Source organism: Bradyrhizobium manausense (genome assembly GCF_001440035.1).
GTDB lineage: Bacteria > Pseudomonadota > Alphaproteobacteria > Rhizobiales > Xanthobacteraceae > Bradyrhizobium > Bradyrhizobium manausense.
In genome coordinates this window covers 1-12,343 of sequence record NZ_LJYG01000071.1, presented here as the reverse complement: position 1 = coordinate 12,343, position 12,343 = coordinate 1, and the positions used below count along the sequence as shown (strand labels likewise).

Sequence of the window (12,343 nt, the reverse complement as noted above, 5' to 3'; positions counted from 1 at the left end):
CGCTTGCGAGCCGATGGCAGTGTGGACACTCCGATCAAAGACTCCTCGGTCGTGACCGCGCTGACTAAGGCGCGCGACGCTGGTGTGAGGGCGGTCGGCGTCTGCTTGCTGCATGGCTACCGGAATCCGGTGCACGAGGCCCGGATCCTCAAAATCGCGCGTGAGCAGTTCCAGGACCTGGACGTTATGGCGTCGCACGAAATCTGGCCGCAGCAGTCGGAATACGAGCGCTCGATGCTCACGCTGCTGAACATGTACGTGAAGCGCGTGATGGCTGACTACATCGGCGAGATCAATGGCTTCTTGCGAGAGAAGATGCCTAATGCGCGACTACTCGTAACGAAGTCGAATGGCGGTGTCATGTCGGCGGAAGAAGCTTGTCGCCTCCCGGTCCACACCCTCTTGTCCGGGCCTGCTGCCGGCGTCACGGCGGCGCGCATCCTTGCCGAGTGGACCCAGAACCCCAGTGTCATGACGATGGACATGGGTGGCACGTCAACCGACGTTGCATTGGTGCGAGTTGGGCGTCCCACGCTGACCGCGCAAGCGGAAGTCGGCGACTTCCCGTTGTTGCTGCCGGTCACCGCGATCGAGGCCATGGGTGCTGGCGGCGGATCGATCGCGTGGCTGGATGGAAAGGTGCCGAAGGTCGGTCCGCGCAGCGCTGGCTCCAAGCCCGGTCCGGCATGCTATGGCACTGGCGGGACTGCCCCGACTTTGACTGACGCCTACCTGCTCTGTAACTACCTTTCGCCACGCGGATTGCTGGGTGGAAAGCTCCCGCTGTCGCGTGACAAGGCCGAGCAGGCGATGCTCACGATCGCGAGCGGAAGCGATGCGGTCACGGCGGCGGAAAGCATCGTCGCGATCGCCACCAGCAACATGCTCGCGAAGGTGCTGCCGTTCCTGGCGCGCGCGGGCGTGGGGCCTGCGGATCTCACGCTGATGATCTTTGGTGGCGCCGGCGGTATTCATGGCCCTCTGCTGGCTGAAGAGCTGGGCATCAGGCGCATCATCGTGCCGCGGCTATCATCCGTTTTCTGCGCCTTCGGAGGGCTAGCCGCTGACCTTGTGCACGATGGCGTGCGTAGTGTTACCGGGGCAGACTCCAGCGAGGACACGCTGCTACGCATCTTCGACGAGCTTACCCAGTCCGGGCGAGAGTGGGTCCAAAGGCAGACAGCCGGCGGAAAGCTCGAAGGCATCGACGAAGTCTATCTGGCCGAGATGCGCTACTCGGCGCAGTCCTTCACCATTCCAGTCAATTTGACGGAGGCTGTTCGCAAGGGCACCGGCCTGAATGGCTTCTACGAAGCTTTTCACAAGGAACACAAGGCGCTCTTCGGCTTCGCCAATCCCGGTACGCCAGTTGCGTTCAATGAGCTTATGGTACGCACCTCCGGTCACCAAGCCAAGCCAAATTCCCGCAGCTCGACCCGGCAACAGACCGATAAAGTGGTGCCGGCATCACGTCGCGACCTGCGCTTCCGGGGGCGTTGGTGGCGCACTTGCGCGGTGTTCGACCGAACCAAGCTAGCTGCAGGTTGGTCGGATATAGGCCCTGCGGTGATCGAGCACGAACTGTCGACCGTGCTCGTTCCTCCAGACTTCCGCGCTGCGATCAGCGTCCTCGGCGATATCGTGATGACGAAGGAGAACTGAGAGATGGATCTCGCACGCGTCGAAATCATGAAGAACCGCTTCGCCGCGATGGTAGAGGAGGCAGTCACGCTGGCATATCGCACAGCGCACACAACGCTCGTCAAGCAGACGCAGGATTTTGGCGTGTGCCTGGCACGCCCCAATGGAGAGCGGTTCGCTTCGCCGATGGCCGCTGGCGCGGGCGGTAGCGGTGGTGGCACGATCGCAGGGATGACGCGCCACTTTGAGGACTACGCGCCAGGCGACGTTGTGGTGACCAACGACCCCTTCAACACGGACGGGCTTGTGACGCACCAAATGGACGTCAACCTCGCGCAGCCCATCTTTTACAAAGGCGAACTCGTCGCTTTCAGCTGGGCCTTCGTTCACGCAACCGATATTGGTGGTGCAGTTCCCGGCAGCGTCGCGCCGGACCTGAGCGAATGTTTTCAGGAGGGATTCCGCATCCGGCCTACGTGGCTTATCCGCAAGGGGGTGATGAACCAGGACATCGTCAACATCATGAAGGACAACTCCCGCATGGGCGATGCGCTTTGGGGTGACCTTGAAGCGATGATGGCCGCGATGCGGCTGATGGAGCAGCGCGTTGTCGAACTCTGCGACAAGGTCGGTGCAGACGCGTTCCGCCAGGGAATCGACGACGTCATGGATTATTCTGAAGCGAAGGCGCGCTCCGTGATCGCCGGCCTGAATGACGGCGTCTATGAATTTTCGGATTACCTCGACGGGCAAGGAACCGATGACGCGGTGCACATTCACTGCAAATTGTCCATCGAGGGGGATCAAGCACGGCTGGATTTCGCGGGCAGCAGCCCGCAGGTGAATGCGGCACTCAATTTCCCACATGCTAATCCGATTGGGATGGTCTGTTCGGCGCTGACCAACTACATTATGACCAAGGAGCCTTCGGTTCCGCGCAACAACGGCATTTGCAGGCCAATTCGAGCGTCTGTGCCATCTGGGACGGTCATGAATGCCGAATTCCCGGCTGCGATGGGCAACCGCTGGATGACCGTGATGCGCTGTTACGACGCCCTCATGGGGTGCCTGAACCAAGCCGTTCCCGAAGGCATTGCAGCTTGCGGTGCGGGGCAGGCGGGAATCATTGCTGCCTCCTGGCCAGATCCGCACACGGGTCGCAGCAAGGTGGCCGTCGTGGAGCCGTTCTGCGGAGGCTCGGGCGGCCGCATGTGTACTGACGGCGTCGACGGGATCGACACCATGCTTGGTTTCCTAAAGAGCACGCCGGTGGAGCATGTAGAAGCGGAGACCCCTTTTCTGGTGCGACACCATTCGCTGGTGCCCGACAGCTTCGGCCACGGTCAGTATCGCGGCGGTGCGTCCATCAGTATCGAGCTTGAGTGCGTGACCACACAAGCAGCCGTCACCGTGCGTGGCCTGGAGCGCTTCAAATTTCAGCCCTGGGGTGCTCGCGGCGGCTCGCCAGGCCGCAATGGCGAGACATGGTTTATCAAAGCTGGGGGCAGCGAGAACGTGTCGCTGGGCCGCTTCGGGCTGCTCCCGATGTCATCGGGTGATGTGTTGCGCATGGTGTCTCCTTCCGGCGGCGGCTTTGGTGACCCTCTGGTGCGCTCGCCGGAGAGGGTCGCTCACGACGTTCGCGAACAACTTCTCAGTGAAAGCGAAGCTCGCCGGTCCTACGGTGTGGTCATCCGCGACGGAGAGGTGGACGCCGCGGCAACGGCGCGCGTCCGCACTGAGTTGAAGACGAAGCTTGCCGACGTCAATCATGGCAAGCTGCGTCTCGATTATGAGGCGCGTTGGCCAATAGAGGCGAGCGTCGCTTTCTCGGATGCGATTCTCCAAGCGCCCCCCGGCTTACGCACCGCGATCCAGCGTGAGGTAAGAGCCTCGTTTTCGCAGTCGTCCGACAAGATCGATCCGGTCATCGTGCGCGAGAGGGTCGCGGCTTCTGTTCGCCGCATGCAGGTGTCCGATGAGGGCTGAAAGATCGAACAGGCTGAGGACGCGGAGATGAGCAGCTACATCGCCCACCGCTTATTCGCGATTGTTGCCTTGGCGTTCGGCATCAGCTTGCTCGTCTTTCTCATCCTGCGGCTCATCCCGGGTGATCCGGTAATCTCGATGTTGGGCATGAACGCTGGTGACCAAGCGCTCGTGATCCGCTTGCGGCACCAACTCGGGCTGGACCAGCCCTTATACATGCAATACGTAACTTGGCTGACAGACCTTTTCCGAGGCGACTTTGGCTACTCCTACGGCGAAGATCGTCCAGTCGCCATGCTGCTCGCGGCCAATTTCCCGGCCACCGTACAGCTCATGATACTCAGCTTGGCTCTATCCACACTGTTTGGTCTGCTCCTTGGAATCATCGCAGCTGTCAACCGAAATCGGATGCTCGACACCGCCACCATGAGCGTCGCACTGGCACTGATGTCCATTCCCAGCTTCTGGCTCGGACTGCTGCTCATTCTTACTTTCGCTGTGACGTTGCCCTGGTTTGAAGTGGTCGGAGGCACTTCGCTGAAAGGAACGATACTGCCGGCGCTCACATTGGCGTTGGGAGCTATTGGCTACAACGCACGTTTTGTTCGGTCCGCGGTTATCGGGGCAATGGCGCAGCAGCACGTCATCACCGCTCGTGCGAAAGGTCTGTCGCGATTGCGCGTATTCATGCGACACGTTCTGCGCAACGCGCTTCTTCCGATCCTGACAATCGTCGGGTTACAAATCGGTGGATTGCTGTCAGGTACGGTCATAGTAGAAACGGTATTTTCTCGCCCCGGCATCGGTCGCCTCCTCGTGCAGTCTATTCTCGCAAAGGATTACCCGGCGGTTCAGGCAGTCATCCTCATCATCGCTTTGGCATACGCCACGACAAACTTCATCGTCGACATGCTGTACCCTGTGCTAGACCCGCGGATCGGGCATCGCTGAGGCATTCATGGAGCTAGAAGTGATCTCCGACGTCAGTGCAATCCCGGACGATGCGGCCGCATCCGCAGCGGAAACCGTACGCACACGCGAGACGGCTTTCCATCGTGTCGTTCGTGCGCTTCGACACCGTAGCTTGTGCATTGGGCTGATTATCTGCCTCGTTCTGGCGATGCTCGCTGCGGCGGCGCCCCTTCTGGTGACGGCGGATCCAAACGCCCAGAACCCAATGCTCACATTTGCGCCGCCATCGTGGGCCGTGCCGATGGGCACGGATGCGTACGGGCGCGATCTGTTTGCACGGGTGCTATATGGTGCTCGGACCACCATGCTGGCCAGCCTCTGTGTCGTAGTACTAGGCTCTTTCCTTGGAACCTTCATCGGTCTCGTCGCCGGCTATTTCGGCGGCATCTTCGGTTTTTTTATCATGCGAATCGTGGATCTTCTTCTCGCGTTTCCCGGCATCCTCCTCGCCCTTAGCGTTACCGCCATTCTGGGTCCGGGGCTCGGCCATGGGGTCATTGCGATCGCGACAGTGCTCGTACCGATTTATGCACGAATGGTGGAGGGCGCCACAGCTGAAGTGCGCAACCTGCCGTATGTAAAAGCCTCGGTGACGCTCGGAGCAGGCCCGACCTGGATCATCCTGCGTCACATCCTTCCCAACGTTCTCTCAGGCGTGATTGTCCTGACTACGACTTGGCTCGGCATAGCGGCGCTCTGGATTACTGCATTGGGCTTTTTGGGTCTAGGCGTGCAGCCGCCTGAACCCGAACTTGGCACGATCTTGAATGACGGACAGAACTACATCTCGTTGGCTTGGTGGATCACTGTCTGCCCGGGCGTCTTCCTCTCGCTCTTCGTGATTGGCACAAATCTCGTGGGCGATGGCTTGCGCGACGAAATAGACCCCACATTAGCGCCTAGATAAACTTGGATTCATCAGAAGGATGGCATCATGAATACACAGGTCAAATCATTCAGTGGATTTGCTGCGAAGGCCGCCGTCATAGCGATCAGTGCTTTCGCGTTGAACCCGGTCCCAGCGCTCGCGCAAGGCGCTGCCGTCGTCGTCGGCTGGGAATCGACTGTGGACACTCTCAATCCTGCGGTGTCGGCCTTGCGGGATGTTGCCCCTATCGACAACAACATCTTTGACACGCTCGTATGGGTCACGCCGGACTTCAAGATCACGCCCGATCTGGCGATCAGCTGGGACGTCTCGGACGGCGGAAAGTTGTACACATTCAAGCTGCGCCAAGACGTCACATTCCATGATGGCACGCCGTTCAACGCCGCAGCCGTGGTCGCCAACTTCGAGTACATCGCCAACCCGGACTCAAAGGCTCGAAGTCCTTTGAGCACACTCGGTCCTTGCTTAACGGCTAAGGCAGTCGATGAATTCACTGTTCAAATCATTTGCAAGGAGCCTCACCCGTCGCTCTTGCTCGGCCTGGGCACTCCTTATCTGGCCATCCAGTCGCCAGCTGCGATCAAGAAGTACGGTACGGAACTCGGCCTGCATCCCACCGGCACGGGGCCCTTTATCTTCTCCAGCTACACGCCGAATCAGAGCGTCATACTGACACGCTACGACAAGTACAACTGGAATCCACCGGCTCTCAACTTCAAGGGGCCGCCAAAGATTGCATCACTGACCTTCCAGGTCGTGCCGAACGACCAATCGCGCGTAAGCCAGTTCATGGCTGGCCAATCGCACGCCATGAATCGCACACCCGGCGTTTACTGGAATTCCCTGAAGAGCAATCCCAAATTCGCGCAACTGCCAGTTCCGATCAGTGGGCTGGGCATCTTCGTAGAATTGAATGCGGGCCGGTTCCCGACGGATGACGTTGCTGTGCGCAAGGCTATTCAGTACTCGGTTGACAAAAAGGGCGTCGTGCAGCTTGCCGCCTCCGGCGTCTTCCCCATAGCAAACACACCGTTGATGAAGGGCATGGTTGGCTATGACCCTTCGCTGGAGGACCTCTATCCGTACAATCCTAAAAAGGCAGACGAGCAGCTCGTCGGCGCCGGTTGGAAGAAGAACGCGGACTTCTGGGAGAAAGATGGCAAGCGCCTAACCCTCAAATTCACGGTTATATCTACCCGCCCCGCCTACGTGCGAATTGCGGAGGCCATGCAGGAATACCTACGAAAGGCAGGTATGGACGTGCAAATCGAGCAGCAGGCTCTCTCCGCTTGGTTCGCTGGTGGCATAGCCGGCGAGTTCTCGCTCACCCCAATGCAGTTGGTAGGCACCGACCCGTCTGTCATCAATAGCATCTTCATGCCGGGTCAGTACATGTATTGGAATAAGTACACGAACGCTGACCTAGAAGCGCTATTGCGACAAGGTATGGGTGAGTTCGACGAGAACACGCGCGTCGCCACCTACAAGAAAGCGCAGAAACTGGTCATGGACAGCGCCGTTCTGATGCCGATCCACCAGAACGTCGATCTCATGACTTTGTCGAGCAAGCTCAAAGGCGTAACCTATAGCGCCGGCGGCTTCCAGTATTTCGGCGTCGCGACACTGGCCGAATGAGGCTGAAAATTGCACCAACAGATGGGAAACATTTTGAACCCTCCATTGCTTGAGGTCCGGAACCTGAAGACTCATTTCCCGACGAAGGCAGGAATGGTCAAGGCCGTCGATGGCGTGAGTTTCCACATCACAACCGGGGGGCGCCTCGGCATCGTTGGAGAATCGGGCTCCGGCAAGAGCGTCACCTCTCTGTCGATCATGCGCCTCATAGATCCGCCGGGACGCATCGTCGAGGGCGAAATCCTCCTGAAAGGACGCGACCTAACCAGGCTTACGGAGCGGGAGATGCGCGAGCTGCGGGGGCGAGAGCTCTCGCTGGTGTTTCAGGACCCAATGTCTGCTCTCAATCCGGTCTACACGGCCGGCGCGCAGGTCATCGAAGCACTTCAGGCCCACCGGACTCTGAGCAATAGCGAGGCCCGGGAGCGCGCCATCCAGCTGTTAAGGATGGTAGGAATTTCTGCGCCCGAGCGGCGCGTCGACGAGTTTCCGCACAAGCTCAGTGGCGGCATGCGTCAGCGCGTCATCATCGCTATGGCACTCGCCAATGAGCCGGAGCTTCTCATCCTCGACGAGCCGACCACGGCACTGGATGTGACCATTCAGGCGCAGATCTTGGACATCGTGCGCGGTCTCAGGCGCGCCACTGTCCTTCTCATATCTCACGACATTGGCGTGGTACGCGAAATCTGCGACGAAGTTGTCGTAATGTATGGCGGACGCGTCATGGAGTGGGGGCAAGTAGACCAGGTCACCCGCGCGCCGAAGCATCCGTACACCCGTGGGCTGCTCTCGTCCATCCCTAACCCAGAGATGCGTGGCAAGCCTCTTCGTACGATTGGTGGTGCGGTGCCCAATCTCCTGAATATGCCGCGCGGCTGTCCGTTTCGGCCCCGGTGCAAGCAGGCGGTTCGCGAGTGCATGGAAATGCCCCCGCTCGAGAGCAAGCCCGACAATAGCAAGGTGGCGTGCTGGCTCGCATGAATTCTTCCAAGGCTCGAATGTCGAACACATCAAACCCTGTGCAGGTCCCGCCATCAGGCACGTCTTACAACGACGTGCTTGTGGACATACGCAATCTGAAAACCTTTTTTCCGATCCGCAGCGGGTTTCTGAACCGCAAGACCGAGTGGGTGAAGGCGGTTAATGATGTGTCGCTGCAAATACTACGTGGCGAGAAGTTCGGGCTGGTAGGCGAGTCGGGCTGCGGAAAGTCGTCGCTTGCCCGCTCGATCCTTCGCCTGGACACGCCCCAGGCAGGAGAGATCCGGTTCGAGGGTGAGAACATCCTGAAGGCCTCGGCGAAGAGCCTCAGGGCCATTCGCCGCGATGTGCAGACTATCTTTCAGGATCCCCACGGCAGCCTCGATCCGCGCATGAACGTACGCAGCATCATTTCCGAAGGGCTTGCAGTGCAGGACAAGATGGCACGGGGGGAACGGCGGGAACTGGTGGAGCACCTGATCGACCGCGTCGGATTGCGCCGCGAACACCTTGATCGCTATCCGCACGAATTCAGCGGTGGCCAGAGGCAACGCATCGGCATTGCGCGCGCGCTGGCGCTCAAGCCGAAATTCATCGTGGCCGACGAGCCGGTATCCGCGCTGGACCTTTCGGTACAGTCGCAGGTGCTGAACCTTCTGACGGAATTACAGAAAGAATTCGGACTCGCCATCCTATTCGTTGCCCATGATCTGTCGGTCGTCGAGTACTTCAGTGATCGCGTCGGCGTGATGTACCTGGGCAAGCTCGTGGAGCTGGCCGATGCGCGGGAGCTTTATGCCGATGCGCGCATGCCATACACGCTGGCTCTCTTGTCTGCCGCGCCGGATGCTACGAATAGCCGTAAACGCGAGCGCATCGTTCTGAAGGGCGAAGTACCCAGCCCACTCAATCCGCCGTCGGGCTGTCCCTTCCGCACACGATGTTGGATGGCTCGAGACATCTGCGCGCAGCAAGAGCCGGAGCTACGAGAGATCAAACCGTTCCATTGGGCCGCCTGCCACTTCGCCGAAAAGCTGGAGCCATGGCACCGGCCGCGTGGCAATCAGCCAACCACACAAGAAACCAGCGAAGCCGGCGTCCGACCGGATCGCCAACCCTAAATGGTACCATGACCACTTGGACTTTCGGCGCCGTCGGTGATGTCTTCATCGATCGCCCCAATCCAGAGCGAGCTTTTACCGCATCGAGCCTGTTGTTGAGGCAGCTGGACCTTGTATTCGGTAATTGCGAGGGGGCATATACCGACAACCCTTTGTATCCGCCCAGCGTAGGTTGGCGCGTGGTAGCGCCATATGCGAATGGAGCGGACTTGCAGAAGGCAGGCTTTCACGTCATGGCGGTTGCCAACAACCACTGTGTGGATGGTGGACACGTCGGACTTCTGGACACCTTAAGACAACTACGCGGCCAAGGCATCCAAACCGTCGGCGCCGGCGCCAACTTGCAAGAAGCTCTGGCGCCCGTCACTTTCGAGCGGAAAGGGGCAAAGATCGGCTTCATCGGTTTTGCCTCGGTTTATCCCTCCGGTTACGAAGCCCGTGCCGAAAGGCCGGGTCTAGCACCCATGCGGGTGCATTATTGGATCAACACCGCTTACGGCCTCGAAAGCGGCGTCCCGCCGCATATTCGTAGCAACGTTTATCCGGAGGACGTTGACCTGATGAAGTCCAACATCGAGGATTTGCGCAAGCAGGTCGACATTGTCGTGGTGAGCCATCATTGGGGACAGTATCGTTCCGCCTACCTGACAGAGTATGAAAGGTCGCTTGCGCGCGTGGCGATCGATTGTGGCGCCGACATTGTCCTGGGTCACCATCACCATTTTCTGCGCGGTATCGAGGTTTACAAAGAAAAGCCAATCTTCTACGGCCTCGGTCATTTCGTCTTCGACCTCACAGGCGCCGAGTGCGTCCAAGGCGGATATCTACGCCAGGAGCTTGGCGAAGACTGCATCTTTCCGCGGCCCGGTTATCCCTTGTCGCCGTTCCCGGAAGACACGCGCATGACGATGGTGGCCGCTTGCGATTTTGACGGCAGAATGTTGTCCTCGGTCGGATTCTTCCCCTGCTTGATTGACGAGAAAAACTACGCCAATCCGCTTAAACTCGGCGATCCCCGGGCGGAGAGGATTGTCGACTACATGTCGACGATCACTTTCAGGGCTGACCTCAAGACGAACTATGGGCCAATTACCGAGCGGCTGGGATTTGCGTATGCTCGCGTACTTTAGCTGTTGGTGCGCAATGACAAATATGACTGGAGCCCGCCTGCCCTGAACTACAAAGGGCCGCCGAGGATCGCCTCGTTGACCTTCCAGATCGTGCCCAACGCGCAGTCGCGATTCAGCCAATTGATGACCGGTCAACCCGAGGGGATGAATCAGACGCCTGGCGTGTACTGGAATTCCCTCAAGAGCAATTCCAAGTTCGAGCAGTTGCCAGTGCCGGTCAGCGGGCTCATGCTGTAGACAAGAAGGGATTGATCCAGCTAACGGATGTTGGTGTATTTCCCGTGTCGAACACGCCTCTTTCGAGAGGTATGCCCTCCTACGACCTTACGCTAGACTAGAGAACTCCTACCCCTACGATCTAAAGAAGTCCGCCGAGCTTCTGGCAGGGGCGGGTTGGGAGAAGAACGGCGAGTTCTGGGAAAAAGATGGCAAGCGGCTCACGCTCAGATTCCCCGTGATTTCGACTTTGCCGGGCTATGTGGCGCATTGCTGAGGCAATCCAGGGTTACCTGCGCAAAGCCGGCATGGACGTTCAGGTCGAGCAGCAGGCCTTGTCAGCTTGGTTCGCCAGCGGCATGAACGGCGAATACTCCATGACCACACTGCAGATTTGCTACGACGCTTTTTTTCCCCGAGCTGACACGGCATTTCGCGTTGCAGGGATCTGAGCTGAACCTAGTAATCTCGGCTCGCCCTCGTGGCTCGACGCAGGGATGGGATGCTATTTTGCGAGCGCGTTCTATCGAAAACCTCATGGGGACAGTCTACTGTAATGCAGTCGGACAGCGAAAAGACTCGGTGTTCGTCGGCGGCAGCAAGATCGTGAGTCCGGCGGGAGACGTTGTCGCGGAGGCGGCGCTGGACAGTGAGGACTTCTTAGTTAGCTCGCGACAGGCTACACGGACATGCGCCGAGGCTTTCCGTCGTTGGCACTCCAAGTGCAGGAGGTGCTGCGCAAGGACCCGCTCAGCGGTCATCTGTTCGTCTTCCGCGGTCGCCGAAGCGATGGAGGATGTCTTATGTGAGAAAAAAACTTGACGGCTCATAACCTGATATAAGGGGTTCTCGATCCAGCGAGCGCACAGCACCTCATCTGACAGGTTGTGCATGTGCTTCAAAATGAACAGGCCGGCGACTAGCCGCGTCGGCAAGCCCGGCTGTCCCGACCCTGCTTGGCACACCGAACTGAAGCGCTCATTCAGGATTGTTCCAGTCGATCAGCGCTGCCAGCCGCACCAGCGGATGACCCATGTCGATGATCTGATCGAGCGCCGGAAGCAACAGGTCTTTCTGGCGATCATCCCGCGGCTTGCTCATCGCATTCCCCAACGTCGACGACGCCGTCAGGGAATCACGAATCGCCCAAAAGCAAAATCCCAAAACGCAAGAAAGCGAGGTCCAACACCCCGCTTTCCTGCGTATTCCAGGGATGGCGATCAGCGATTCCAGGCGATCGTGATTACGGTTTCCAGACGATGGTGATCACTTGCGGAGGCGAACACGACTGACGTGTTTATGCGTGCTGCAAATGATCTTCCTCGTCAAGACGGGCGGGATGGCCTGGAGATCGGTCCAGCGGTCCATAGTAGGGACCCGCGTGCGGCGCGGAGTGGCCCCCACGAGCGACGCAGCGGCGCGCGCGCGAGGGACCTGTGGGCCGATGGGGCGATCGGGCGCGCTGTGGTCACGCGGTTGTCCTATCGTCAGTCCGACGACGCAGGCTATCGCCCTTGAGCTCGATGCGGTGGGCGTTGTGAATGATGCGGTCCAGTATGGCGTCGCCGAGTGTGGGATCGGCAATCACGTCATGCCATTGCGGCACGGGGACCTGACTTGTGATCAACAACGATCCCTTGTCGTAGCGATCATCGACGATCTCGAGTAGATCACGGCGCTGGTCGGCAGTGAGCGCTTCGGGGCCCCCAGTCGTCTAGGATGAGCAGATTGACGCGCTCGAGCGCCGCGATCAGGCCAGCGAGACG

Annotated in this window: 12 protein-coding genes and 3 pseudogenes; 12 read left to right on the top strand and 3 right to left on the bottom strand. The window is 59.2% G+C overall.

Annotated elements, in window-relative coordinates:
- The 12 genes and pseudogenes from AOQ71_RS17260 to tnpB form a co-directional block, all read left to right on the top strand.
- A partial coding sequence (locus tag AOQ71_RS17260) for a hydantoinase/oxoprolinase family protein (RefSeq protein ID WP_083514277.1) occupies window positions 1–1,662 on the top strand: 1,662 nt, incomplete at its 5' end.
- A gap of 3 nt (window positions 1,663–1,665) precedes the next feature.
- Window positions 1,666–3,630 (top strand): hydantoinase B/oxoprolinase family protein, encoded by a 1,965-nt coding sequence (locus tag AOQ71_RS17255; protein ID WP_057748333.1) that lies wholly within the window; start codon window positions 1,666–1,668, stop codon window positions 3,628–3,630.
- A 27-nt stretch (window positions 3,631–3,657) separates the two neighbouring features.
- A complete protein-coding gene (locus tag AOQ71_RS17250; RefSeq protein WP_057748330.1) occupies window positions 3,658–4,581 on the top strand; it encodes an ABC transporter permease in 924 nt (307 codons plus the stop codon).
- 19 nt (window positions 4,582–4,600) lie between these two features.
- Window positions 4,601–5,509: an ABC transporter permease gene (locus AOQ71_RS17245; protein ID WP_162268371.1), complete on the top strand. Its 909-nt coding sequence runs from the start codon at window positions 4,601–4,603 to the stop codon at window positions 5,507–5,509.
- Between the two features lie 27 nt (window positions 5,510–5,536).
- Entirely contained in the window at window positions 5,537–7,126 is a 1,590-nt protein-coding gene (locus AOQ71_RS17240; RefSeq protein WP_057748324.1) for an ABC transporter substrate-binding protein, read from the top strand.
- A 93-nt stretch (window positions 7,127–7,219) separates the two neighbouring features.
- On the top strand, window positions 7,220–8,110 hold the full coding sequence (locus tag AOQ71_RS17235; protein WP_245316928.1) for an ABC transporter ATP-binding protein: 891 nt from the start codon (window positions 7,220–7,222) through the stop codon (window positions 8,108–8,110).
- A gap of 17 nt (window positions 8,111–8,127) precedes the next feature.
- Entirely contained in the window at window positions 8,128–9,231 is a 1,104-nt protein-coding gene (locus AOQ71_RS17230; RefSeq protein WP_063958254.1) for an ABC transporter ATP-binding protein, read from the top strand.
- A gap of 8 nt (window positions 9,232–9,239) precedes the next feature.
- Complete coding sequence (locus tag AOQ71_RS17225) at window positions 9,240–10,361, top strand: CapA family protein (protein WP_057748318.1); 1,122 nt, start codon at window positions 9,240–9,242, stop codon at window positions 10,359–10,361.
- 75 nt (window positions 10,362–10,436) lie between these two features.
- The gene (locus AOQ71_RS17220; RefSeq protein WP_162268370.1) at window positions 10,437–10,598 is read left to right on the top strand and encodes a hypothetical protein; all 162 of its coding nucleotides are present in this window, start codon (window positions 10,437–10,439) and stop codon (window positions 10,596–10,598) included.
- A gap of 239 nt (window positions 10,599–10,837) precedes the next feature.
- Entirely contained in the window at window positions 10,838–11,029 is a 192-nt protein-coding gene (locus tag AOQ71_RS17215; RefSeq protein ID WP_057748311.1) for a hypothetical protein, read from the top strand.
- Window positions 11,016–11,189, top strand: a pseudogene (locus tag AOQ71_RS50260) (hypothetical protein); the annotation flags it as partial. The gene AOQ71_RS17215 and the pseudogene AOQ71_RS50260, both read left to right, overlap by 14 nt.
- A gap of 77 nt (window positions 11,190–11,266) precedes the next feature.
- Window positions 11,267–11,386, top strand: a complete 120-nt coding sequence (gene tnpB, locus AOQ71_RS43345) for an IS66 family insertion sequence element accessory protein TnpB (RefSeq protein WP_157083552.1) — start codon at window positions 11,267–11,269, stop codon at window positions 11,384–11,386.
- Between the two features lie 72 nt (window positions 11,387–11,458).
- Here tnpB and AOQ71_RS50560 read toward each other — a convergent pair.
- The 3 genes and pseudogenes from AOQ71_RS50560 to AOQ71_RS50250 all read right to left on the bottom strand — a co-directional run.
- Window positions 11,459–11,542, bottom strand: a pseudogene (locus tag AOQ71_RS50560) (hypothetical protein); the annotation flags it as partial.
- Window positions 11,543–11,555: 13 nt separating this feature from the next.
- Window positions 11,556–11,678, bottom strand: coding sequence for a hypothetical protein (locus AOQ71_RS50255; RefSeq protein ID WP_430648627.1), 123 nt, complete (start codon window positions 11,676–11,678; stop codon window positions 11,556–11,558).
- A 367-nt stretch (window positions 11,679–12,045) separates the two neighbouring features.
- Window positions 12,046–12,343: pseudogene (locus tag AOQ71_RS50250) on the bottom strand (ATP-binding protein); the annotation flags it as partial.

What these genes read in the sequence shown, in the direction of transcription:
- AOQ71_RS17255 (WP_057748333.1), top strand. Translation starts at nt 1,666, where the DNA reads ATGGATCTCGCACGCGTCGAAATCATGAAGAACCGCTTCGCCGCGATG.
- AOQ71_RS17250 (WP_057748330.1), top strand. Translation starts at nt 3,658, where the DNA reads ATGAGCAGCTACATCGCCCACCGCTTATTCGCGATTGTTGCCTTGGCG.
- AOQ71_RS17240 (WP_057748324.1), top strand. Translation starts at nt 5,537, where the DNA reads ATGAATACACAGGTCAAATCATTCAGTGGATTTGCTGCGAAGGCCGCC.
- AOQ71_RS17235 (WP_245316928.1), top strand. Translation starts at nt 7,220, where the DNA reads ATGGTCAAGGCCGTCGATGGCGTGAGTTTCCACATCACAACCGGGGGG.
- AOQ71_RS17230 (WP_063958254.1), top strand. Translation starts at nt 8,128, where the DNA reads ATGTCGAACACATCAAACCCTGTGCAGGTCCCGCCATCAGGCACGTCT.
- AOQ71_RS17225 (WP_057748318.1), top strand. Translation starts at nt 9,240, where the DNA reads ATGACCACTTGGACTTTCGGCGCCGTCGGTGATGTCTTCATCGATCGC.
- AOQ71_RS17215 (WP_057748311.1), top strand. Translation starts at nt 10,838, where the DNA reads ATGTGGCGCATTGCTGAGGCAATCCAGGGTTACCTGCGCAAAGCCGGC.
- tnpB (WP_157083552.1), top strand. Translation starts at nt 11,267, where the DNA reads ATGCGCCGAGGCTTTCCGTCGTTGGCACTCCAAGTGCAGGAGGTGCTG.
- AOQ71_RS50255 (WP_430648627.1), bottom strand. Translation starts at nt 11,678, where the DNA reads ATGAGCAAGCCGCGGGATGATCGCCAGAAAGACCTGTTGCTTCCGGCG.